The sequence below is a fragment of the Martinezella lusitana genome (genome assembly GCF_016901135.1).
In the GTDB taxonomy this organism is placed as follows: domain Bacteria; phylum Pseudomonadota; class Alphaproteobacteria; order Rhizobiales; family Rhizobiaceae; genus Rhizobium; species Rhizobium lusitanum_D.
In genome coordinates this window covers 213528-237441 of the sequence record NZ_JAFEVL010000030.1, presented here as the reverse complement: position 1 = coordinate 237441, position 23914 = coordinate 213528, and the positions used below count along the sequence as shown (strand labels likewise).

The following is a 23914-nucleotide window of genomic DNA, read 5'->3' as shown; positions in this document are numbered from 1 at the left end:
GCCTCAGTCTTCGGGGTGAGCGGCTGAAGCAAAGCCGCCGCCCTGAAAGATGACGGCCGGATCGTTCGGATCTTCCGCCGGTGTCTTGGCGAGAATTTCGGCCCGCCAATGGGCAGCATTGTCCTGCGGTTTCCAGCCGAGGAAGGCGGCATTGCCGTTATCCCACCATTGCTCGTCATTGTCGGAGACGCCGTAGACGATCGTATGTCCGAGCCGGGGGGCTTCGAAGGCGCGTCCGCAGAGGGAGAGAAAATCCCGGACGCTGAACCAGGTTGCCAGCATGCGCGTGTTGCGCGGCTCGGGAAAGCACGAGCCGATGCGCACGGAGAGCGTTTCCTGGCCGAACTTGTCGAAATAGAGGCTCGCCACCGCCTCGCCGAACACCTTGGAAACGCCGTACAATGAATCGGGTCGTGTCGGCACAGTGTTGTCGATGCGCTCGTCGCGGCGATAAAAGCCGATCGTGTGGTTCGAACTGGCAAAGACGATGCGCGGTCTGCCGGCAGCGCGGGCAGCCTCGTAGAGATTGTAGAGGCCGACGATGTTTCCCTGCAGGATCATGTCGAAGGGCTTTTCAAGCGAAATCCCGCCGAGATGAATGATACCGTCGACACTCCTAACCAATTCCTCGACCCCGCTGCGGTCGGCAAGATCGCAGGCAACGAAGCGTTCGCTCGGGCGAAGGTCGTTTATGGGCGTGAGATCGGACAGCACGACAGTCTCGGCAATCTGCGACAGAAGCGGCCTGAGCGCCTGGCCGACGCCACCGGCAGCGCCAGTCAGCAGCAGAGTTTTCAGCATGATTTCCTCCCGGATCGGTCTAGTCGGTGGGGACGTTATAAGATGGTCTTTCGGCAGTCACCATATATCTGCGGAGTGCCTATGCAAAAGCGAGGAAGGCCGGAATGTGGTGTTATATCAGGCTGATCGCCGGGAATGTTTGATCAAGCAAACTGCGACGCCGGCGATCTCTAGGCAGTGCGCGAATGCGCCGCGGCTTCACCGTCCAATGTCTCCAACCTGATCACGGCCTTGATGGGCAGATGATCGGACGCGATGCGCGCCAATGGCGAGTCGTGGACTTCGACCGCCGAGATCATGCCGCGCCGGTTGGCCATGATGCGATCCAATGCCAGAAGCGGCAGCGCCGCGGGGAAGCTCGGCACGGCCGGAGGCAATGGCCCAAAGGCGGCCTGGAAGGTGCTGAGCGACGAACGGTCGCCGAGCCGCCATTCATTGAGGTCGCCAAGCAGGACTGTCGGGATTGAGCCGCCGTCATTCATCAGCTCGACGATCAGGCGCGTCTGCTGGGCACGCGATCGATGCAGCAGGCCGAGATGCGCGGCGATGATCCTGATGCTTCCGCCACGCGCCAATTCTATCTCGGCAATCAAGGCGCCGCGCGGCTCCAGCCCGGGCAGCTTTATCTGATGCACGTCGCGCACAGTACCCTGCTTGAACAGCACGACATTGCCGTGCCAGCCATGCGCCTTGGTGACGCCGGCGATCGGCACGGGAATTAGCCCGGTCTCGCGTTCGAGCCGGCGCAGATCGAGCAGGCCCGTGCGTTCGCCAAAACGCGTATCGGCCTCCTGCAGGCCGATGACGTCGGCATCGATTTCATGGATGACCCGGCTGGTCCGCTCGGGATCGAAGCGTCGGTCGGCGCCGACGCATTTATGAACATTGTAGGAGGCGATCAGAGTGCCTTCTGGGCGGGCAGGGTTGCCGGCTTGCTTGGGGCTCGATTTGCTTCTGCTCTTCAGGCTTTCCAGGATGCTCGCACGGAGACTTTCTTTCTTTTTCCGCATTTGTCCGTCGACCGTTCCCTTGACCAGACCACGCCGGGCGTATCGGTAGGAGTATAGGAAGCGAAGGCTGGCCTTGTCATGTAAAAAGGCCGCGACGAACGGAGATTGGCCGAGAGGGCCTCTATCAGAGATAGGGCGAGCCGAGCCAGAGGATCTTCTCGATCAGCCTGACGACAAAAGGCCGCGCCCGGAGCTTTTCGAGGTCTACCGGTTGCGCCGTTTCGAGTATCGCGCCGATATGGGCGTCGATCGTGCCGGCAAAACCGCGGTCGATGACCTCCAGATCAACTTCGAAGTTCAGCCGCAACGAGCGGGGGTCGAGATTGGAGGAGCCGACATAGGCCCATGTGCCGTCGATCGCCAAAAGCTTGGAATGGTTGAACGGACCTTCGGCGCGCCAGATACGGCAATAGTTCTTCAGCATCTGGTCGAACTGCGCCGTCATGGCGCGGTCCACGAGCACGAGATTGTTGGCTGTCGGCACGACGATATCGACCTCGACGCCACGTCGTGCTGCCGTCACCAGCGCGCTGATGAGCTCCCGATCCGGCAGAAAATAGGGCGACATGATGCGGATCGACTTGCGTGCGACCGAAAGCGCGCCGATGAGCATCTTGTGGTTGGTTTCGACGCTGCGATCGGGGCCGGACGTGACAACCCGCATGAAGACCGGCGCCCCCGGCTCGTTGGATGGCGCTGCAATCCGCCACTCGTTCCCACTCAAAACTTCGCCCGTCGTGAAGCGCCAGTCCTCGGCCGCCGTGTTGAAGAGATCGGCGACTGCAGGCCCCGTCACGCAGAAATGCATGTCGCGGGCGCAATGGTCGTTGGCGAATTCGCGCGTGAAGCCCTGGCGGATATTCATGCCGCCGGTAAAGGCGATCCGTCCGTCGATGCTCAGGATCTTGCGGTGGGTGCGCAGATTGGCATAGGGCAATCTGAGCCCGATGATGACGTTGCCGTTGAAGACGTCGACGTCGACGCCGCCTTGGCTGAGATAGCCCATGATGCTCGGCACGGAATAGCGGGCGCCGACGGCGTCGATCAGCACGCGAACGCTGACGCCGCGTTTGACCGCTTCAATCAGCGCGTCGGCGATGCGCAGGCCGATGGGGTCGCGGTCGAATATATAGGTTTCCATGAGAATGCTGCGTTCGGCGCCGTCTATGGCGGCCTTCATCGCCGCATAGGCCGCATCGCCGCTCGTCAGCATTTCGATCGTATTGCCGGTGCTCATCGTGTAGCGGGTCACGCGATCGCCGAGCGTCTTCATCGAGCCGAAGCGTTCGCCGAAATTGCGCCGCACCTGGGCGTCGTCTGCGTCGAAGCTGGCAAGGTCGCCGTTCGCATCCTTGCGAAACAGGGCGTCGCGCTGCGAACTCAGCGAAGCGCGGCGGATGCGGTTGATACCGGCGAACATGTAAAGCAACGCGCCGATGATCGGCGACAGGATGACGACGCCGACCCAGCCGATTGCCGCTCGCACATCCTCTTTCGTCATGGCCGCATGAATTGCCGCCGCCGCGCCCATGGCAATGGAAAGGACGGCAAGAATTTGGCCCCAATGGGCAACCAGAAGGTCAAACATGGCACGAGTATATCTTTGCCCGCGAAAGCTGCAATCTCACCAGCCTTGCCGATCCACTGTGTCCGGCCGATAGCAGTGCGAAAAGCTGTCGTATTAGATATTTTTAATTGAACAGCATTCTTGCTGCCTTCATATTGATGGTGCTTCGGCTGCTTCGCTACCGTCCCCCACGGTACTCATGTTTCTTGTGCGAGGCGCCACTGCGGTTCGAGAGTCGAGACTCGCGGAATCGTGCCATGGCGTTGTCATGGCCATGGTGTCTTGGCTGCTCGGGGGAGGCAAGAAGCCCGCATTTTAAGAACGGGCATTGGTCATCAACCATGTTCAATGATGCGAACGGAGGACAGCAGATGTTGGAATCTCGGGACGAATGGATCAAGAAACGCGCATATGCGATCTGGGAGGAGGAGGGCTATCCTTCTGGTCGCGATGCCATGCATTGGGAACAGGCGAGCAGCGAGCGCATAGCGCTTGAAAAAAGCGCCGGCAAGGATGTCAAGATCGGCGCCAAGTCCAAGGCGAAGCGCAAGGCGGCGATTGTCGTGGCTATTGCAAGTGAACCTGCGCCCAAGCCTGCCGCGAAACTGACATCGAAGAAGGCGGCGGTAGCCAAGGTATAGAGCAGGCGTGCTCTTCTCAAGAATGTGGCGGGGACAAGAGCGGCTCGATGCTCAGCATCGGGCCGTTCGCTTTTTAAAGCTGCGGCGGCAGAAATATCTGCAACAATTTCGGCAGTTTGCGAGCCGGGCGCGAAACAGATGTCACACATCGGTGCTATTGGACGGGAAGGGAGTTTTGCCATGCGCAACAGCTGCATCGATTATCTGGAAATCGTTGTTCCGACGATCGTCGTGGTGCGTTGTCCATTACCCTTTGTCGGTTGTGCCGAGGTGACGCCATGACGTCGCTGCTTGTTCTTGCCAGCCTCTATCTTTTGGCAGCTCTGGTGGTGATCCTGATCATCGACCGATCCGTCGGCGTGTTTTTCCCCGCATCGGCCAAGCGACGCGTCACTCCGCGGAATGGCCGGCGCCTGCCGCTACTGCCGACGAGCCGTGATTCCTCCAGTTAGACATCGGAACCTTTTCCGTGACGATGGGTTGGTCTTCTATCCGCAACGAGGAGAAAGACCATGCCACGAGGAGACAAATCCGCCTATACCGACAAGCAGAAGCGCAACGCCGAGCATATCGAGGAGGGCTACGAAAGTCGCGGTGTTTCCGAGGATGAGGCCGAGCGGCGCGCATGGGCGACCGTGAACAAGGAAAGCGGTGGCGGCAAGAAATCCGGCTCGGGCCGGGGTCATCCTGAAAATCATGAATCGTCGGAAAAGGGAGGCAGGATCGGCGGACGTGCTTCCGCAAAGCGTCCCGCCGCTGAGCGCTCCGCATCCGCAAAGAAGGCGGCCGAAACCCGCAAGCGCAACGAACAGCGCGTTCATCCGTAGCAGCTGCCACCGACTTAGCCGCCTGGTCCGCTGTCGGATTACTGTACGACCAATCAGGATCGTAGTATCGCTGAGCCGTCGCGCCAGGCCCTTTCATTGTGGCGATTGGCAAAATATTACGGAAGCGGGATGATGAAAGCTCTCACGGGACAATGCAGGTGCCGAGCCGTCACTTATGAAGTCGCCGACGAATTTGCTTATGCCGTGAACTGCCATTGCTCGAATTGTCGGCGAACGACTGGGTCGGCGTTCAAGCCCCTGGCGGGCATCGAGATTGAAAAAATCAAAATAATTGACGGCACAGAGAACACCATGTCCTATGGGGACGAGGCTGCGAAATACATGCACTGTGGGAAATGCGGCTCGCTGTTGTATGCGGTCGTTAAGAATGGAACTTACGCCCATGTCACCATGGGGACGCTTGTGGATACGCCAAGTATCCGCCCGACTCACCATGTTTTCGTAGGCTCAAAGGCCGAGTGGTTTGAAATCACCGACGATCTTCCACAGTATGACGAGTGTGATTGATCACTGCGTGCCCGATGGGAGAGAAGCCGAATGCCTTATGAGCTTTACTACTGGGACGGCATCCAGGGCCGCGGCGAATTCGTGCGGCTGGCGCTGGAAGAGGCCGGCGCGGGTTACATCGATATTTGCCGTGGTCCGGCTAGCAAAGGAGAGGGAACGCCTGCCATGATGGCTATCATGGGAAGCAGGTCGGACGCTAGCATCCCATTTGCTCCGCCGTTTCTGAAGGACGGCGATCTGATCATTTCGCATGTGGCGAACATCCTGATGTATCTCGGTCCGATACTCGGTCTCGCGCCCAGGGATGAGGCGCAGCGTCATGTGCTGAACGGTCTGCAACTGACGATCACCGATCTTGTGGCCGAGGTGCACGACACCCATCACCCCATTGCCACCTCGAAATATTATGAGGATCAGAAGGAAGAGGCCAAGGCCCGGTCCGCTGAATTCATCGACAATCGTATCCCAAAATACCTTGGCTATTTCGAGCGCGTCCTGCAACAGAACCCGCGTGGGCCGGCGCATATTTTCGGCAGCGGGCTCACCTATGTCGATCTCTCGCTATTTCAGGTCTATGAGGGATTGCGTTACGCCTTTCCGCGCGCCACCGTGCATCTGGCTGACTGCTATCCGCATCTTGCCGCTCTACACGCCGCTGTCATGAAACGGCCGAATATTGCTCGCTATCTTCAATCCGACCGTCGCATTGCCTTCAACGAGGACGGCATCTTCCGGCACTATCCGGAGCTGGACAGGAGCGAGGCGTGAGCGAAGGAAGGCTGCTGACGTTATTCTTTCCAGTCTGCTGGGGCATATGGGCATTGATCTGGTTCGTGGCATCGTTCGGCGTCAAGAAGGCGACGCGGCACGAAGATCCATGGTCGCGACTGTCGAATACCGCCCCGATCTGGATCTGCGCCTTTCTGTTGGTCGTGCCTCCGTCCTGGCTCGGTCCCCTCTCGCTCCGGCTCGTCCCGCGAAATCTGACCTATTACGGCATCGGCGCTGTGCTAACCGTCATCGGCCTCGGCTTCGCCGTCTGGGCGCGCTATCACATCGGCCGTAACTGGAGCGGGGTGATCACGGTCAAGGAGGATCACGCGCTGATCCGCACCGGCCCCTACGCCATCGTCCGCCATCCGATCTATTCCGGCCTGATACTGGCCATCCTCGGCTCAGTGCTCGCTCGAGGCGATATTGCTGCCTTGCTTGCTTTCGCCTTCATGCTCTATGCCGTTCTGCGCCGCGTCAGCATCGAGGAACGTTGGATGAGCGAGACCTTCGGCCGAGACTATGCCGACTACAAGGCCAGCACGCCGGCACTGATTCCTTTTGTCGCGTGACGCTAGGTCTTCAGTGGTGAAGCAGCATCGAAAAAGTCGGCCCAGGGATCTGCGCGATGCTCGCCCAGGCGTTGGGCAGCGTTTTTCACGGTAAAGGACGCAGGGCCGATCTTATCGGTCAACTCTTCCCAGGCTAACGGCATCGAAACCGGAGCACTCGGCCTTGCGCGCGTCGAATAGGGCGCGACCGCGGTGTTGCCGCGGCCGTTGCGCAGGTAATCGATGAAGATGTGGCCGGTTCGCTTCGCCTTGCTTGCGACCGACAAATATGTCTGCGGGCTATCGGCACTCATGGCGTGCGCCATTGTCTCGGCCATATCCTTGACCTGCGGCCAGTCTGCCTTGGGTTTAAGGGAGGCGACCACGTGCAGGCCCTTGCCGCCCGAGGTCTTGACGAAGGAGGTAAGCCCCAGCGCAGAAAAACGCTCCCTTATTTCCTTCGCAGCCGCGATGACCTTGGCCCAGTCGACATCCTCGCCGGGATCGAGATCCATGATGATCATGTCGGGTTTTTCCCAATGATCGGTGGTGGTGCCCCAGGGGTGCATTTCCAGCGCCGCGGATTGGACGAGTGCCGCAAGACCGTCGAAATCAGCGATCATCAGCAGTTTGGCACCGCCCTTATCCTCGGGATCGGCGATTTCCTCGATATGCGGATTGATGCCTTTCCAGGCGTGTTTCTGGAAGAAGCGCGGCCCGCCTATGCCATCCGGACAACGCAGCAGCGCCAGGGGACGATTGACGACGAAAGGCGCCATGCGCAGCCAGGCCAGTGCGTAATAGTCGACGAGATCCTGCTTGCTGACGCCGTCGTCAGGCCAGTAGATCCGCTCGGGATGCGTCAATTGAACGGAGGTTTCGATCCGGTTCTCAATGGGCGTCTTTGCCATTCGCATGCGCTCCATCTTCTTTCGGCGCGAAAGCCGCGCCGAGCAAAGATTACCATTGCCCGGCGCGAAAAGTCGATCACCTCTAGCGCTTTACGGCATGAGCTGGCCGCCATTGACCTCTATGACCTGGCCGGTGATGTAGCCGGACAGTGTCGGAGAGGCCAGAAACAGATAGGCGCCGACGCAATCCTCCGGAGTGCCGACGAAGCCCATGGGAATGGTCTTGCGCTGCAATTCCATCTGTTCGTCGTTGGTATAACGCTCGTGGAACGGCGTTGCGATCACGCCCGGCGCCACCGCATTGACGCGGATCTTGTCGTTGACGAATTCCTTGGCGTGACCGTGGGTGATGGTCGAGACGAAGCCCTTGGAGGCGGCATAAAGGATCGCGCCATTGCCGCCGCCGTTGCGGGCGGCAATCGACGTGGTGTTGATGACGAAGCCGCCCTGCTTCTTGAGGTGAGGGTGGGCGGCACGGGTCGCCGCAAGTACCGAACGGGCGTTCAAGTTCATCACGCGCTCATAATGCTCGTCGCTCATGGCCGAGGTCGGCAGTCGTCCGAGCATGCCGCCTGCATTGTTCACCAGGCCGTCGAGGCCGCCAAGAGCTTCAGCGGCTTCACTGACGACGCGTTCCGTCTCGCCATCCTGCGAGACATCGCCCTGGATCAGATGAACTACGCCGCCGCTGGCCTTGATTTCGGCAGCCAGCCGTTCGGCCGGTTCGCGGCTGGCATTGAAGTGAAGGCCGACCTTCATGCCCTGCGCGGCGAAGGCGAGTGCAAGCGCCGCCCCGATACCGGTCGAAGCGCCGGTGATCAGTACACGCTTGCCGGCAAGATCGGGAATACGAATGGACGCAAGGGATTGCGCAAGTTCTGTCATGACGACTCCTCCTGAACATCAGATAATCATATGATGAAATCAGTGCAGTCTTAGCAGGCACAGCCGCGCCAAGGCAATCGGGGGGGCACCGACAAAAAGACGCGGCGCTTCACTTGCGAACTAACATCTCCAGCTTTGGGGAAGGCGGGCAAATAATCTTGTTGCCTGAAAATTTCTCCCATCGAGCATAAGAAGAGCACAGCACTCAGCCGCGAATCGATCTGGCGTTACGGTGCCACGGCGGATAAGGAAGATGGCAATGGAGTCGAGCGCCTGGTCTTCATTCACAATGAAGCGATGGCGACTGCGGCTTTCGACAACAGAGAGAGACCGAATATATCATGAGCAAGAACAAGCTGATCCGTTTCGACATTGCCGATAGTCAGGCCGGCGGCCAGCGGCGTCCTTTTGCCAAGGCCGTGCGTGCCGGGGATTTCGTCTATGTTTCGGGTCAGGTTCCCACGATTAATGGCGAGGTCGTGGTCGGCAATATCGTCACGCAGACCGAGCAGGTCATCGCCAATATCAAGGAAGTCCTCGCCCTTGCCGATTGCACCCTTGAGCATGTGGTGAAGGTCAATGTCTGGCTGGACGACGCGCGCGATTTTTCCAGCTTCAACGCGGTCTTCCAGAAGCATTTCATCGACCATCCGCCGGCGCGCTCGACGGTTCAGTCGCCGATGATGGTCGACGTAAAGGTCGAGATGGACGTCATCGCCTACAAGCCGCTCGACTGAGCTGGCGCCCCCTTGATTGTTCAGAGGCTCCGTTTTGAGGTGTGGCGTCCAAAACGGAGCTGTCTTGCAATGAAGTGATTGCGGTGCGCGCGACTGCGGCGCCGCAATCCGGATCCCGGCCAGAGTCCTGATCCTGGATGATTTCCCGATTTTCATGATTGCAATGCCGGTTGCTCTCCTATCCGGCCTTGACGACGCATTCTGATACTTGTCTGCGGGCAACAATCTGTTCCTGGGCGTTTCCCCCGTTGAACAGCAGCCCAAACCGGCCAAGCCGTGTTGCCGGCAATACGGCCGGCGCGGGCCGGGCCTGCCAGTCTCCCCATACTTCTTGATCGTAACAGATCACCGCTCAGCCGGCAGCGGCTGCGCGCGAATGCTCATGCCATCGCCTGTTGATTTCCAATCAGCGGATTGACGTCTGTTCAAACTCACGATTAAATCAATTTGATTGACTACTCGAAATAAACGAGAGGGAACTGAAAATGGGAATGAAGAAAAGCAGATTGCGTAATCTTTTGCACCGGGCTCCATGGCTTGCGACGGCGGCATTGGGCGCCACGCTGGCATTTGGTTCGGGTATCGCCTCGGCCGCCGAATCCGTGCTGACGATGCACATCGAGGAGCAGACCAGCTGGGTCAGTAACTTCAATCCCTTCGATTTGGCCGGTCGCCGCCAGAGCACGATGGATTTCATCTATGAGCCGCTGGTTATCTTCAACGCCAATGACGGCGGCAAGCCGGTCTGGCGTCTGGCGACGAGCTACAAGTTCTCCGATGATCTGATGTCGATCACCTATGATCTGCGTCCCGGCGTGAAGTGGTCGGATGGCCAGCCGCTGACCTCGGCCGACGTGAAATACACGATCGAACTGATGCTGAAAAATCCTGCCGTCGACACCGTCGGCGTTGGCCAGACCGTTGCTTCCGTCGAGGCGCCTTCGCCGACCCAGGTAAAGATCAACCTCAAGGCCGTGAATTCGGAATTCCCCGAATCTCTGGCCGACCTTGCCGTCGTGCCGGAGCATATCTGGAAGGACATTGCCGATCCGGTCGCCTACAAGAATGAGAAGCCCATCGGATCCGGGCCGATGACGGAAGTTCGCCGCTTCACTCCGCAGGTCTATGAACAATGCCGCAATCCGAACTACTGGGATGCAGCGTCGCTGCATGTGGATTGCCTGCGCCTACCGCAGATCTCGGGCAACGACCAGATGCTGGCGCTGCTGCCGGAGGGCACTGTGGACTGGATCGGCTCGTTCCTGCCGCAGATCGACAAGACCTTCGTGGCACTCGATGCTCAGCATAACGGTTACTGGCAGCCGCCCGCCGAAACCGTCGCCTTCGAGATGAACTACAAGTCCACGAATGTCGGCAACCTCGAAGCCTTCAAAGACCTCAACTTCCGCCACGCTTTCAGCCTGGCGATGGATCGCACGTCGATGGTCGATATTGCCGGCTTCGGCTATCCGGTCGTCAATCTGCACGCCAGCGGGCTGCCGCCGCGTTTCGAATCGTGGCGCAACAAGGCTGCCGAAGGCGACAAGGATGCCTTCATGGGCTTCGACATCGACAAGGCGAACAAGATTCTCGACGATGCCGGTTACAAGAAGGGTGCCGACGGCTTCCGCACGACGCCGAGTGGCAAACCGATCGTCTTCCCGGTCATCGTGCCAAATGGCTGGACTGATTGGATCGACGCCGTGCAGATCGCGGTCGAGGGGCTGCGCGCCATCGGTATCAATGCCTCCGTCGCCACGCCTGAATACGAGCAATGGCGCAAGCAGCTTCTCGATGGCAGCTTCGATGTCGTCATGAACTCGCGCGCCGATAGCGCCACACCGTTCCAGGGCTACTATCAAAGCCTGTCGACGGCCTATGCCGGCCGCCTCACCGTCGCTGCGCCTCGTTACTCCAACCCGAAGCTCGACGCACTCTTCGATCAGTATCGGAAGTCGTCCTCCGATGACGATCACAAGAAGATCTTCAACGATATTCAGGTTCTGATCGCCGACGACTTTCCGGTCGTGCCGGTATTCAACGGCCCGACCTGGTATCAGTATTCCAGCAAGCGGTTCACGGGCTGGGTCACCGACAAGGACCCAGTGATGAACCCGGAAAATCACGACAACAATCGCATGCGTCTCATGCATCTTCTGCGTCTGAAGCCGGTCCAATAAGACCACAGCAAAGGAAGCGGATATGCGTATTTCAAGCCGGCGCCTAGGCGTCTATGCGGTGGCTTTGGCCTTCGCGATTGTCGTGAACTTCATCCTTCCCCGGCTTATGCCGGGGAGTCCCGTCGACGCCATGGTGGCCCAGCTCGGGCCACGGGCAACGCCCGCCGCCGTCGAGGCGATCAAGGCGCGCTTCGGCGAGATCGATCAGCCGATCATGATGCAGTTCGTCGACTATCTCAAAGGCCTCGCGACGCTCGATCTCGGCGTTTCGGTCAAATACTATCCGCAGACCGTGGTGCAGGTGTTGAGCCGTGCCACGATCTGGACGGTCTTCCTGGTGGTGACGGCGATCATATTTTCGCTGTGCCTCGGTGTCGTGCTCGGCGCGATCTCGGCATGGCGCCGCGGCGGGCGGTTCGACACTGTCGTATCGCCTCTCTCTGTCATCATGTTCTCGATACCGCCCGTGATCATAGCCCTGACGATCCTGTTCGTCTTTGCGGTATCGCTGCGCTGGTTCCCTGTGGGGTATGCCTATGATCCCAATCTCGATCCGGGCTTCAATTTCACATTCGCCGGCAGCGTCTTCATGCATGCCATCCTGCCGGTCCTGACGCTCTCGCCCTTCCTCATCGGCGAATTTCAGACGACCATGCGCTCCTCCATGATCGTCATATTGGGGGAGGACTATGTGACCATGGGGCGGGCGAAGGGGCTAAGCAACCTCGCCGTCATGTTCAGTTATGGTGCCCGCAATGCTCTCCTGCCCGTACTGACCAACCTGGCGCTGATGCTTGGTGCCGTCTTCGGCGGCTCGATCGTCACGGAAATCGTCTTCAATTATCCGGGTCTCGGCCTGACGCTGTTCACCGCCAGCGTGGCCCGAGATTATCCCGTCATTCAGGGCCAATTGCTCCTGATGACAATGGCGACCCTCATAGCGAACTTCCTGGTCGACATCATCTACGGCCTCGTCGATCCGAGATTGAGGGAGGGGACGTAATGAGCTTCACACTACGATCGATCCTCGCTCAGAAAAAGGCTCTCGTCGGCTTCGTCATCATTGCTGTGCTATGCTTGATGGCGATTTTCGCTCCTGTCATCGCGCCGGGCGAGCCTGGTGCACGCGTTGGCCGTTCGCATCAGGCGCCATCGGTCGAGCATGTCTTCGGAACCACCAAAATGGGCCGCGACGTCTATCGTCAGTTCGTCTGGGGTGCCAGGAGTTCGCTTTCGGTAGGCTTTGCGACCGGTATTGCCATTACCGTCATCGGGACTGCCATCGGTCTTATCGCCGGCTATGCCGGCGGCAAGACGGACGCGGTGCTCGATCTCGCCACCAACGCCGTGCTCGTTATACCGAACATGCCGTTGCTCATCCTGCTCGCCTCCTTCGCAGGCACGGTCGGGCCGATGACGATCATGACGATCATCGCCTTGACGTCATGGCCCTGGGGCGCGCGCATGACGAGGTCGCAGACGATGGCGCTGCGCAATCGCGATTTCGTCACAGCCGCCAAGATGATCGGCGAGCCGGCGTGGCGGATCATCTTCGTGGAAATTCTGCCCAATCTGACGCCACTGATCGGCATCAACCTTGTCGGCAGCATTATCTATGCAATCGTCGCGCAGACCACGCTCGAATATCTTGGCTTCGGCGATCCGCTGAAGGTCACGTGGGGCACCATGCTCTACAATGCCCAGAATGCCTCGGCGATTATGGTTGGCGCATGGTGGGACATTGCAGTTCCCGCCGCCGGTATTGCGCTTACGGGCCTCGGCCTTGCGCTGATCAACTTCACCTTCGACGAAATCGCCAATCCGCAATTGCGCTCAGGACCGGCGCTGACCCGGTGGTTCCGCCTGACTCGGGCTCGCAATCGGATGATGAGGGCTGGCCAATGAGCGACAATCTGCTGGAAATTGAAAACCTCAATATCGACTATCTGGTCGACAAGGGCGACTTCCGGGCGGTGAAGAATGTTTCATTCAACATCGGCCGTGGCGAGATCTTCGGTCTCGCCGGCGAATCCGGTTGCGGCAAGAGCACCATTGCCTATGCCATAACCCGGCTTTCCAAGGCGCCGGCCTGGGTCAGCGGCGGAAGCATCCGCCTGGATGGACAGGATCTACTGCGGATGCCGGAGACCGAGCTGCAGAAGATCCGCTGGAAGCGGATCGGCATGGTGTTTCAGAGCGCCATGAACTCGCTCAACCCGCTGATGCGGGTGGAGGCGCAGTTTCACGACGTCCTGCACCGCCACACTGGATGCTCCCGCCAGGAATCCCGCGCTCGCGCCGAGGAAATGTTCAAGCTGGTGGGCATTCCCCCGCATCGCGTCAGCGACTATCCGCATCAGTTTTCCGGAGGCATGCGCCAGCGCATCGTCATTGCCATCTGCCTGGCGCTCAGACCCGAACTCATCATAATGGACGAGCCGACGACGGCGCTCGATGTCGTCGTTCAGCGCGAGATTCTGGAGCAGGTTCTCGACCTCCAGCAGACCTACGGTTTCTCGGTGCTGTTCATCACCCACGACCTGCATCTGATGGCGCAGCTTTGCGGGCGTATCGGCGTCATGCTGAAGGGCGAACTCGTCGAAGTCGGTGACGTCACGCAGGTCAGCCAGGCGCCCGCTCATGAATACACGCGCAAGCTCTGGAACGCCATTCCGCAGCTTCCAGGCAACGTCCACCTTTCCGGAGCTTTGGTATGAAACCGCAGACACAGGCATCGATTGCCGAGCCCGTCATCAGGCTCGAGAACATTCAGCGCGATTTCGGCCCCGTGCAGGCGCTCAAGAGCGTATCCTTCTCGCTCTTCGCGGGGCGTGCGCTGGCACTCGTCGGCGAATCCGGTTGCGGCAAGACCACGTGCGCCCGGATCATCGCGCGGCTCGACAGGCCGACCGGCGGCAAGCTGTTCTTTCACGGGCAGGATCGCACCGCACGCGGCTCCGCCAAGGACGAACGGCTATACCGCAAGGATGTCCAGATGGTCTTCCAGGACCCGTTCTCCTCGCTCAACCCGGCCTTTACCGTCAATCATCATCTGTCGCGTCCGCTGCAGCTGCACGGGCAGGACAAGCCGAAGGCCGAGCGCGACGAAGACATAATGCGGCTTCTGGAAAGCGTCGGTCTCGATCCGGCGCTGACGCGGCAGAAGTTTCCGCATGAGCTATCGGGGGGTCAGCGCCAGCGCGTCAATATCGCCCGTGCCCTGGCTGTTTCACCGAGCATTCTGGTGGCCGATGAGCCGACTTCGATGCTTGACGTCTCGATCCGCAAGGACATTCTGGAATTGCTCGCGCGGGTGAAGCGGGAAAACGACCTCGCCATGCTCTACATCACGCATGATATCGCCACGGCTGCCCATGTCGCCGAGGAGATCGTCGTGATGTTTGCCGGTCAGATGGTGGAGTGGGGCGACACGAGTACGGTGCTCGCCGCTCCGAAGCATCCCTATACCCAACTGCTGCTGTCTGCGGTTCCGGATGGTGGGCGCCGGTTCGTGACCGGCGGCAGCGCCCGCTTCCTTGAGCAGGCGGAGAAAATCCGCGCGCTCAGCCGTCCGATCTCGACCGTGGTCGAACAGCTCGGCGCCAATCATTTCATGCGTGCGCTTGTCGCACCGAACTAGGGGGATTTCATCTTGGATTATCTGGTCAATCTATCGACCCTGCCGGTAGATACACAGTCGCCCGAACGCATGGCGAAGGCAGGCGTCACCATCAGGCGGGCACTGCCGCCGGAGCTGAGGCTCATTGTTGGCTGGGTCGGCGAACAATTCGGCCAGGGCTGGGCAAGCGAGACGACCGTGGCGTTGACGCGTCAGCCGCCGACCTGCTTCATTGCCACGCGCAATCAGGAGCTTGTCGGCTTTGCCTGCCATGAGGCGACGGCACGCGGCTTCTTCGGTCCAACTGGCGTTGCAGAAGACGTTCGCGGTCTCGGCATCGGCCGCGCACTGCTGTTTGCCTGCCTCAACGATCAAAAGGCCATGGGCTACGCCTATACGGTCATTGGCGATGTCGGCCCATCGGAGTTCTACGAGAAAACGGTCGGCGCGGTGCCGATCCCCAATTCCGCGCCCGGCATCTATGCAGGCATACTCAAGCTTTGAACGATCCTTTAGATAAAGAGAGAATACTCATGTCGATACCGCGATCCCTGGCTCTGCGGCTGGAAACAACCTGGAACCCGCCGGCTGACGGCAAGGAATTTTCCTATGTGTTGCGGCTCAAGAACCTTTCATCCGAGCGGCTTTCGGGCTTCTCGCTTTGTGTCAGCGGCCCCGGCCGCGTCGATCCGGCCGGCATCGTCGAAGGTGCCACGGTCTCCAAGCGGCTGTCCAACTTCACCGAGTTCCGGCCGCCGGAAGGTTTCGTGCTGGCCGCCGGCGAGACCTGGACCATCACGGTCCGTGCGCTAAGCTGGCAGTTTCGCCACTGGAATGATGGCGCCAATAGCGCCTATCTCGCATTGCCCGATGGCACCACGGTTTCACTTGGCACGGAGCCGACGCGCACATCGTCAAGCAATGCGCCGTTGAAGCGCGGTGCGGAAATCTACCCGGTGCCGGCCAATCCGCCGGTGCCGTTGTCGATCATCCCCTGGCCGAACCGCGTTGCCGTTTCCGCCCGCCGCCCGCTGCCGGCAGGCTTTGCCTTGAAGGCCGCCGCGCCGGAAGCGCAGGCTGCCGCGGAAAGTTTCACGGCCCTTGTCGAGCATCTCTTCTCGGCCGAAGGTCTCATCCGCTCCGAGGCGGAAGGGGCAGTGCCGGTGGACCTGCACCAGGTTGAAGGTCTCGGTGCCGAGGGCTATAGGCTAGTGTTCTCGCCTGAGACCATCACGGTCGAAGCGAGTACACAGTCCGGCTTCGTCTATGGCCTGGTCACCATCGGCCAGATCTGGCGCGGCGCGCGTCTGCACCCGCAGGCATTCCATTTCCCGGCAGGTGGCGAGATTGTCGACGAGCCGGCCATGGGATGGCGCGGCTTGCACCTCGACGTCTCACGCCAATTCTATGCCACAGCCGAAATCAAGAAGCTGATGGCGGTGCTTGCCTGGAACAAGCTCAACCGCTTCCATTGGCATCTGTCGGATGATGAATCCTGGCGTGTCGAGATCGACGCTTATCCGGCACTGACGGAAATTGGCGCATGGCGTGGTCACGGCCTGCCGCTGCCGCCGCTTCTCGGCTCCAGCCCGGCTCGCACCGGCGGTTATTATACCAAGGCGGCGGTGCGTGACATCGTCAACTATGCCAAGGGTTTCGGCATCGAGATCCTGCCGGAAATCGATATACCGGGCCATTGCTATGCCATGCTGCAGGCAATTCCCGAGCTTCGCGATCCGAACGAAGCCGGCAGCTATTATTCGGTTCAAGGTTTTCCGGATAATTGCATCAATCCGGCGCGCGAAAAGACCTACGAGGTTATGAAGACGATCCTCTCCGAACTGATAGAGCTCTTCCCGTTCAAGACGATCCATATCGGTGCCGACGAAGTGCCGCTGGGCGCCTGGTCCGGCTCGCCGGAGGCGCTGGCGCGGCTGCGCGAACTCGCTGGTGATGAAATTGCGGAAGCACATGCCAAGCGATTGAACGTCATCACCAATACGCATGGCGCCGATGACATCCATGGCTCCGGCGCGGCATTCCTTCAAGCAGAGTTCCTGGAACGTATCCAGGCATTTCTCGCCGAAAAGGGCTGCGTGACCGGCGGCTGGGAAGAGGCGTCCCATGGCGACAGGATCGACAAGGACAAGAGCTATCTCTGCAGCTGGCGCAATGTCGAAGTCGCGGCCGAGCTTGCCGGGCGCGGATACGAGATCGTGGTTTGCCCGGGGCAGGTCTATTATCTCGACATGGCGATGCGCCCGGATTGGGACGAGCCCGGCGCAAGCTGGGCGGGCCATTCGGATCCGGAGAAACTCTACACCTTCGATCCCGTCGGTGGCTGGACGGACGCCCAGAAAGAAAAGCTTCGCGGCGTTCAGGCCTGCATCTGGTCGGAGTCGATGACTGATCGGGCCATCTTCGACCGGCTGGTCTTCCCACGTCTCTCGGCGCTTGCCGAAACCGGCTGGACGAAGCCATCGGCAAAATCCTGGGAGCGGTTCAAGGCGCTTGTCGGCACGATGCCGCTGCTCTACGGCCTGCATCAACACTGACGCATAATCGTCAGGCGCGGCAACTGAGTCGCGCCTGACAGCAGATCAATGATTTCGCCGTTCATCACATCTGCTGGACGGCGCGATGGATGATCGGCTTCTGCAGGACATCGAACTGCGGGTTCGTTTCCGAAAAGATCGGCAGGGCGGCGGCGCCGAGAATGGCGGTATCCTTGCCGGTCGCCCCGACCATCACGCGAGGAATGCTGCGCTTTTCCATCGGGTTCACGGGGATATGAAGCGGCTCCAGACGAGCCGCGAGCTGTGTCATCAGGGATGTAGGCGCGCTGCCGCCAAGCACGATTGTCTGTGGATCGAAGGCAAGCTCGAGAAAATCGATCGTCTGGCGCAGCGGCTGTACTGCCTGTTCGAGCCAGACTTCCAGTCCGCGGCTGTTGGCTGCGATCATCGCATCGAGATCGTCAGGCGAAAGCTCCTGGGCGTCTTCGATGCCAAGATATTCGTAGGCCACGGACGGCGATACATAGCGATCGAGGCAACCGCGCTTGCCGCAGCTGCACAGCCTGCCTTGCGGCTCGACGATGATATGGCCGATTTCGCCGGCATTGGCGCGGCTACCCTTGTAGAGATGGCCATCAAGGAACATGCCGGCGCCGATGCCGCCATCGCCCGCCAGAAAGAGATAGACGAAGCTCCCAAGGCCGCGCGCGACGCCGTAAAGCCGTTCACCGATCGCCGCGGCGGTCGCATCATTCTCGACAATGACAGGCACTTTGATATGCCGCTGCAGTTCGCGGGCTACCGGGAAATCCTGCCAGCCCGGCAGGTTGAGCGGGCTGAGCGATGTAACGCCGCCATCCGCATAGCGTCCGGGCAAGGCGATGCCGGCGCCGAGCAGTCGGTCACGATCAAAGGAAAAGGCCTCCAGCAAATCCCTGACGATTGCGGCAAGCACCGGCATCGCCTCGGTCGGCCCCGGCCTGTCGACATGGCGCTCGATGCGGGCGCGAACCGAGCCGGAAAGATCCGTGAGTACGCCGGCGGCCCGTTGGCGGCCGAGTTCGAGGCCGATGGAATAGGCTCCATTCGGGTTGATAGTATAGGGAATGATCGGCTGGCCACGGGCAATTCGCTGAGCTTCCATCGGGATCAGCAAATGTGAGCGCGCCAGCTCCTCGACGATATTGGACACGGTCTGCGTTGTTAGTGCCGTCATTCGGGCGATCGCTGCGCGTGACATCGGTCCGTTGGTGCGGATGGCCTCGATCACGACACGCCTGTTATGCGATTTGGCCTGTTCGAGATTCGTGCCTGAAATGGTCTTCATGAGATGATCGGAAATTTCTGGATCAGCGTTCGGATAGCGTTGTTGCTTGTCACGGGCTGCTGTTGCGTGACGGGGAGGGCGGGGCGTAATTTGCCGTTGTTCGCCCGGTATATAGCCACTTTCCATTCTTTTATCGATTGGTTCAATACGCGACGGATCAATGGGCGAAAGGTTAGCTCGTGCGGGAGGGCTTTTTCTGCTCCATCGGCGATCGGAGAAGCCTTTGCCGCGAGCTCTTACGATTCCCAAGCAGCCACCAAGAAACTGGCCGGCGCCGCTAAGACGAGGCTCGTCAAGAAGTGCATGGCCGACGCCGTCAGCGGCTGATCGCTGGATCAGACACATGGCTTCCTGTGCCTGATCCAGCGCCGGTCTGATTGATTGCCCCTTTGGCAGACGAGGGATCATTCCGTAGTCTGAGGCCGATGGGGCTCCATTTTTAAAAGCGGTGATTATAATCGCCCGGCTCGATACTGATCGACGACATTCCTGCAGGCCCGAATGGTCAATGCCATGACGGTCAGCGTGGTGCCGGCGATGCCGCTGCCCGGGAAGGCGGAGGCATCCGTTACGATCAGGTTGGGAACGTCCCAGCTCTGATTGTGGGCATTGAGTACGGAGTCCTTGTTTGAGGTCCCCATGCGCGCGCCGCCGGTCTCGTGGATGGCTGCCCCCATGCACATGGTCTTGCGAAACCACTGTCGGAACATGAAACGGCTGAATGGATCGGCATCGGGAAAGGCGCCACGGCCCATTTCCCTGAGACCGGTGGGCGAACCGATGAATTCCAGCTCGCCGCCGACGCCGCGCACCATGTCGATCAGCACCTCTTCCTGTCGACGCAGCAGAGCATGTTCCTCGTCGCCCATGATGCAACGGATGTGGGGGACCGGGATGCCCCAGGCATCCTTGCGTCTTGCGTCGAGCGTGATGCGATTGTCGGCATAGGGCAGCATGCGGCCGAAGCCGAAGAACGCCAGCCGCGCGGGCTCGTCGTCCGGCGTCGGTGCCCGGCCGATGCTGCCCTGATAGTCGAAATCACCACGGCCCGCGTCGCCTTCCCCGAAACGCGGAACGAAGATACCGCCGGAAGGATTGTAGAAGGGGTCCGTTGGAGCCGAGTCGTCGACCGCCCAGCCCTTTGCCGTCGCAAAGGAGCCGAAGGCCAGGCATGGCAGCTGATCCATGAAAAAGCGCCCGAGCATGCCCGAGCTATTCCCCAGTCCCTGGGGATAGCTGGCGGTCGCCGAATTGAGAAGCAGTCGCACGCTTTCGATCGGCGATGCCGAAAGCACCACGAGGGCTGCGCGTGCAGTCTCGACCTTGCCGGTGACGCGATCGATGAATTCCGCACCCGTTGCCCGCTTGCCGGATTGATCGGTCGTGATGCGGCGCACGATGGCGTCGTGGCGGATGGTCAGCCGACCGGTTGCCAATGCCTCGCGCAGGGGTTTTGGCGTGCGCTCGGCATCCGGCGCGATATAGCGCCAGGAAACGACGTGACGCTCCGGCCAACGTCCCTCGACTTCCGTCTTGAAGGTTTCTTCGGCAGGCGTCAGCTTCGCCGGGTGGGCGTAGACGCCATCAGGCAGGGTCTTAACGTCGTCCGGATTACCATAGAGCCCGAGGCTGGATTCGACCTCGGCGTAGTAAGGCGCAAGTTCGTCATAGGAAACTGGCCAGTCGACACCCTTGCCGGTCTTCGACCGAATCTTGAAATCATCGTCTGTCCAGCGCAGCAGCACGCGGCCGAAGCTGTGCAGTCGGCCGCCGCCCTGACGGCCGCGTATCCATAGGAACGGCGCGTCCTTCGGGGTCGTGTAGGGATTTTTCCGGTCGTTGACGAAGAAATGGCTGAACCGCTCCGTAAAGAAGGCTGCGCGCGCCTGGATAGGCTGGCCCTTCAGCGTGGCGCGTGCCCGCTCCCAGATATTGATGCTGCTGGCGGGCGCCTTCTTGCGGTTCGGGTCGAAATCCCTCGGCGTCACCGCGGGACCGGCCTCCAGCAGCAATACCGAAAGCCCTTGGGCGGTCAATTCCTTGGCGGCGAAGGAGCCGGCGGCGCCGGAGCCGATCACCAGCGCGTCATAGATAGTCTGAGACATGAGTCATTTCCGTATGCTGTGAAAGCGATTTTAAAGGCGGGCGCCATCGGCGTCGAAAAGGGAGGCTTTGGCGATATCAAGCCCCGGGGCGATCGCCGTGCCCGGTTGGAGGACGGCATCGCCCATGATGCGATAGGAGAGGCTTTGGCCTGCCCAGTCGAACCACAGCACCGTGTCAGCTCCCATGGGCTCTACGACCGAGACGATGCCCGGAATGGTGGGCCAATCGCTTGCCACACCCTCCGGCGCGATATGTTCCGGCCGGATGCCGAGCGTGGCGGGACCCGCCTTGATGGCAGCCAAAAAGGGATAGCTGGTCAGATCAATGACAAGGCCGTTACTTTCGAAGACCGGCGTGCCTGACCTCAGAACAAACTCGCCCTTGATGAAGTTCATCGCCGGTGCGCCGATGAAGCCGGCCACAAAAAGATTTGTCGGGCGATGGTAGATCTCGGATGGACTGGCGAGCTGCTGGATCACGCCGTCCTTCATGATGGCAATGCGATCGGCCAGCGTGAGCGCTTCCACCTGATCGTGCGTCACATAGATCATCGTGTTGCCGAGGCTCTGGTGCAGCTTCTTGATCTCGACGCGCAATTCGTTGCGCAGCTTGGCATCGAGATTGGACAGCGGCTCGTCGAACAGGAAGACATTCACTTCGCGCACCAGGGCACGGCCGATCGCGACGCGCTGGCGCTGGCCGCCCGACAGTTCAGAGGGTCGGCGGTCGAGCAGCTTGTCGAGATGCAGAAGCGAAGCGGTGCGGGCGATGCGCGCCTCGATCTCGGCCTTGGGAAGGCCCGCCACGCGCAGACCGAAGGAGAGGTTCTTGCGCACCGACATGCGGGGATAGAGCGCATAGGATTGGAACACCATGCCGATGCCGCGATCCTTCGGTTCGGCCCAGGTGACGTTCTTGTCCGATATCCAGATCTCGCCGTCGCTGATGTCCTGCAGGCCGGCAATGGAGTTGAGCAGGGTCGACTTTCCGCAGCCGGACGGCCCCAGCAGCACCAGGAATTCGCGCGGGGCAATGTCTATCGACATCTTCTCGATGACGGTGTGATCGCCATAGGCGATCTTGAGATCCTTGACTGACACGGCCGGCTGCATGGCGTTACCCCTTCACGGCGCCGGCGGCGACACCACGCAGGAACCAGCGGCCGGAGAAGAAATAAATGGCGAGCGGAACGACGGCAGTCAGGATGGTGGCGGCCATGTTCACGTTGTAGGCGCGCTCGCCCATGGTGGTGTTGACGATGTTATTGAGCTGCACCGTCATCGGCAGGTTGTCGCGCCCGGCAAAGACCAGGCCGATCAGGAAGTCGTTCCAGATGCCGGTGAACTGGAAGATGGAGGCGACGACGACCATCGGCACCGCCATGGGCAGCATGATCTCGAAGAAGATGCGCCAGAAGCCGGCGCCATCGACGCGCGCGGCCTTGCAGAGCTCTTCCGGGATGGCCACGAAGTAATTGCGGAACAGCAGGGTCACCAGCGGCAGACCGAAAATGACATGGACCAGAACGACGCCGGCGACCGAATTATAAAGGCTCAGATTGGCGAGCAGCCGCACCAGTGGATAAAGGAAGATCTGATAGGGAATGAGGCCGCCGGCCATCAGCAGATCGAACAGAAAGTTTGACCCCCTCGGCCGCCAGAAGGAGAGGGCATAGCCGTTGATCGCGCCGATGAAGACGGAAATGGTAACCGCCGGCACGGTGATCTTCACCGAATTCCAGAAGCCGATGCGGACGCCCAGGCATTGCGTGCCCATGCAGGCTCCCGACCAGGCCGTCTTCCACGCATCGAAATCGATTGTATCAGGCAAGGCGAAGATGCGGCCCTGGCGGATCTCCTCCATCGTCTTCAGCGATGTGACGAGCATCGTATAGAGCGGCAGCAGGAAGAACAGCGCCGCAAGGATGAGGAAGGCATAGAGCCCGATCTGGCCGGCCGTCGGCCGCGAGGGTTTCGGGCCGCGGGGATGAAGGATTGCCATCAGTGCGCGCCCCTTCTTCTGGCGCGCATGTAGAGCGCATAGCGAAACGGTGCGACGGCCATGACGACGGAGAGCACGAGCACCGTGGCGCCTGCGCTCGCCAGACCGAGGTTCTGGCGTTCGAACAGATTGTCCATGATGAATTTTGCCGGCACTTCCGTCGAATAGCCGGGACCACCGCCGGTCTGCGCCACGATGAGGTCGTAGGTCTTGATGACGCCCATGGAGAGCAGCATGCCCGATGCGGCAAGCGCCGGCCCGAGTTGCGGCAGGATGATCGAGAGATAGATGCGCCAGATCGGAATGCCGTCGATCTGCGCCGCCTTCCATTGCTCTTCGCCGATGCCGCGCATGCCCGAGAGCGCAATGACCATGACGAGGCCGGCGCCCTGCCAGACGCCGGCGAAGACGACCGTGTAGATCGCCATGTCGCGGTTGACGATCCAGTCGAAGACGAAGCTCTGCCAGCCGAGCGCCCTGACCGTGGCCTGGATGCCGAAGGTCGGGTTCAGCATCCATTGCCAGATCAGACCGGTGACCACGAAGGACATGGCATAGGGATAGAGGAAGATGGTGCGGAAGACGCTTTCGAAGCGGACCTTGCGGTCAAGTGCTGCCGCCAGCACAAAGCCGAGGGCGAGGCAGCCTCCAACATAGAGCACGCCGAAAATCAGCACGTTTTCCAGGGATGCAAGCCATCTCGACGTCCGGAACAGCTTGGCATACTGGGCAAAGCCGACATAGTTGGACGATGGGAAGATCGTCGAATCCGTAAAGGACAGGCGCACCGACCAGACCATCGTGCCGATATAGATGAAGATCGCGGCAATCCACGTCGGCAGGAGGGCATAGGTCGCAGCAAGGGGACGTCTGCGCTTGGCTTGCATCAGCAAACCCTTTCAAAAGGAATGAGCAGAGCCGATCGGCTGTCTTACT

General features: G+C 60.3%; 24 protein-coding genes. 14 read left to right on the top strand and 10 right to left on the bottom strand.

Going from position 1 to position 23914, the window contains the following annotated elements; translation table 11 throughout:
- Positions 1–3 precede the first annotated feature (3 nt).
- The 3 genes from JTP94_RS12265 to JTP94_RS12255 all read right to left on the bottom strand — a co-directional run bounded on the left by JTP94_RS12265 (position 4) and on the right by JTP94_RS12255 (position 3399).
- Complete coding sequence (locus tag JTP94_RS12265; protein WP_204850764.1) at positions 4–801, bottom strand: NAD(P)-dependent oxidoreductase; 798 nt, start codon at positions 799–801, stop codon at positions 4–6.
- Between the two features lie 170 nt (positions 802–971).
- Positions 972–1811: an endonuclease/exonuclease/phosphatase family protein gene (locus tag JTP94_RS12260; RefSeq protein WP_204850763.1), complete on the bottom strand. Its 840-nt coding sequence runs from the start codon at positions 1809–1811 to the stop codon at positions 972–974.
- A gap of 124 nt (positions 1812–1935) precedes the next feature.
- Positions 1936–3399: a phosphatidylserine/phosphatidylglycerophosphate/cardiolipin synthase family protein gene (locus tag JTP94_RS12255; RefSeq protein WP_204850762.1), complete on the bottom strand. Its 1464-nt coding sequence runs from the start codon at positions 3397–3399 to the stop codon at positions 1936–1938.
- 350 nt (positions 3400–3749) lie between these two features.
- On the opposite strand from JTP94_RS12255, the gene JTP94_RS12250 reads away from it, so the two are divergent.
- From JTP94_RS12250 to JTP94_RS12225, 6 genes are all read left to right on the top strand, one after another.
- A complete protein-coding gene (locus JTP94_RS12250; protein ID WP_204850926.1) occupies positions 3750–4019 on the top strand; it encodes a DUF2934 domain-containing protein in 270 nt (89 codons plus the stop codon).
- Positions 4020–4297: 278 nt separating this feature from the next.
- Positions 4298–4471 (top strand): hypothetical protein, encoded by a 174-nt coding sequence (locus JTP94_RS12245; RefSeq protein WP_204850761.1) that lies wholly within the window; start codon positions 4298–4300, stop codon positions 4469–4471.
- A gap of 60 nt (positions 4472–4531) precedes the next feature.
- Complete coding sequence (locus JTP94_RS12240; RefSeq protein WP_204850760.1) at positions 4532–4846, top strand: plasmid stabilization protein; 315 nt, start codon at positions 4532–4534, stop codon at positions 4844–4846.
- Positions 4847–4975: 129 nt separating this feature from the next.
- A complete protein-coding gene (locus tag JTP94_RS12235) occupies positions 4976–5374 on the top strand; it encodes a GFA family protein (RefSeq protein WP_204850759.1) in 399 nt (132 codons plus the stop codon).
- Positions 5375–5404: 30 nt separating this feature from the next.
- Positions 5405–6142, top strand: coding sequence for a glutathione S-transferase (locus tag JTP94_RS12230; protein WP_204850758.1), 738 nt, complete (start codon positions 5405–5407; stop codon positions 6140–6142).
- Positions 6139–6717, top strand: a complete 579-nt coding sequence (locus JTP94_RS12225; protein ID WP_204850757.1) for an isoprenylcysteine carboxylmethyltransferase family protein — start codon at positions 6139–6141, stop codon at positions 6715–6717. Before JTP94_RS12230 ends, JTP94_RS12225 begins: the two co-directional genes overlap by 4 nt.
- A gap of 2 nt (positions 6718–6719) precedes the next feature.
- Here the strand turns inward: JTP94_RS12225 and ligD are convergent, their stop codons facing one another.
- Both ligD and JTP94_RS12215 read right to left on the bottom strand, forming a co-directional pair.
- Complete coding sequence (gene ligD / locus JTP94_RS12220; protein WP_204850756.1) at positions 6720–7607, bottom strand: non-homologous end-joining DNA ligase; 888 nt, start codon at positions 7605–7607, stop codon at positions 6720–6722.
- A 90-nt stretch (positions 7608–7697) separates the two neighbouring features.
- Positions 7698–8492 carry an SDR family NAD(P)-dependent oxidoreductase gene (locus JTP94_RS12215; protein WP_204850755.1) on the bottom strand — a complete coding sequence of 265 codons (795 nt, stop codon included), beginning with the start codon at positions 8490–8492 and terminating at the stop codon, positions 7698–7700.
- A 341-nt stretch (positions 8493–8833) separates the two neighbouring features.
- Between JTP94_RS12215 and JTP94_RS12210 the strand changes: the two genes are divergently transcribed.
- From JTP94_RS12210 to JTP94_RS12175, 8 genes are all read left to right on the top strand, one after another.
- The gene (locus JTP94_RS12210) at positions 8834–9229 is read left to right on the top strand and encodes a RidA family protein (RefSeq protein WP_204850754.1); all 396 of its coding nucleotides are present in this window, start codon (positions 8834–8836) and stop codon (positions 9227–9229) included.
- Positions 9230–9714: 485 nt separating this feature from the next.
- Entirely contained in the window at positions 9715–11409 is a 1695-nt protein-coding gene (locus JTP94_RS12205; RefSeq protein ID WP_204850753.1) for an ABC transporter substrate-binding protein, read from the top strand.
- A gap of 22 nt (positions 11410–11431) precedes the next feature.
- Positions 11432–12412 carry an ABC transporter permease gene (locus JTP94_RS12200; protein WP_204850752.1) on the top strand — a complete coding sequence of 327 codons (981 nt, stop codon included), beginning with the start codon at positions 11432–11434 and terminating at the stop codon, positions 12410–12412.
- On the top strand, positions 12412–13314 hold the full coding sequence (locus tag JTP94_RS12195) for an ABC transporter permease (protein ID WP_204850751.1): 903 nt from the start codon (positions 12412–12414) through the stop codon (positions 13312–13314). The genes JTP94_RS12200 and JTP94_RS12195 overlap by 1 nt, the downstream gene beginning before the upstream one ends.
- Entirely contained in the window at positions 13311–14126 is an 816-nt protein-coding gene (locus JTP94_RS12190; RefSeq protein ID WP_204850750.1) for an ABC transporter ATP-binding protein, read from the top strand. Before JTP94_RS12195 ends, JTP94_RS12190 begins: the two co-directional genes overlap by 4 nt.
- On the top strand, positions 14123–15049 hold the full coding sequence (locus tag JTP94_RS12185) for an ABC transporter ATP-binding protein (protein ID WP_204850749.1): 927 nt from the start codon (positions 14123–14125) through the stop codon (positions 15047–15049). Before JTP94_RS12190 ends, JTP94_RS12185 begins: the two co-directional genes overlap by 4 nt.
- A 12-nt stretch (positions 15050–15061) precedes the next feature.
- Complete coding sequence (locus JTP94_RS12180; protein WP_204850748.1) at positions 15062–15532, top strand: GNAT family N-acetyltransferase; 471 nt, start codon at positions 15062–15064, stop codon at positions 15530–15532.
- Positions 15533–15561: 29 nt separating this feature from the next.
- On the top strand, positions 15562–17583 hold the full coding sequence (locus JTP94_RS12175) for a beta-N-acetylhexosaminidase (protein WP_204850747.1): 2022 nt from the start codon (positions 15562–15564) through the stop codon (positions 17581–17583).
- 64 nt (positions 17584–17647) lie between these two features.
- Here the strand turns inward: JTP94_RS12175 and JTP94_RS12170 are convergent, their stop codons facing one another.
- From JTP94_RS12170 to JTP94_RS12150, 5 genes are all read right to left on the bottom strand, one after another.
- Complete coding sequence (locus tag JTP94_RS12170; protein WP_204850746.1) at positions 17648–18871, bottom strand: ROK family transcriptional regulator; 1224 nt, start codon at positions 18869–18871, stop codon at positions 17648–17650.
- A gap of 452 nt (positions 18872–19323) precedes the next feature.
- Positions 19324–20976: a GMC oxidoreductase gene (locus tag JTP94_RS12165; protein WP_204850745.1), complete on the bottom strand. Its 1653-nt coding sequence runs from the start codon at positions 20974–20976 to the stop codon at positions 19324–19326.
- A 30-nt stretch (positions 20977–21006) separates the two neighbouring features.
- Positions 21007–22089: an ABC transporter ATP-binding protein gene (locus JTP94_RS12160; protein ID WP_204850744.1), complete on the bottom strand. Its 1083-nt coding sequence runs from the start codon at positions 22087–22089 to the stop codon at positions 21007–21009.
- A 4-nt stretch (positions 22090–22093) separates the two neighbouring features.
- The gene (locus JTP94_RS12155) at positions 22094–22978 is read right to left on the bottom strand and encodes a carbohydrate ABC transporter permease (protein WP_204850743.1); all 885 of its coding nucleotides are present in this window, start codon (positions 22976–22978) and stop codon (positions 22094–22096) included.
- Entirely contained in the window at positions 22978–23865 is an 888-nt protein-coding gene (locus tag JTP94_RS12150) for a carbohydrate ABC transporter permease (protein WP_204850742.1), read from the bottom strand. The genes JTP94_RS12155 and JTP94_RS12150 overlap by 1 nt, the downstream gene beginning before the upstream one ends.
- Positions 23866–23914 lie beyond the last annotated feature (49 nt).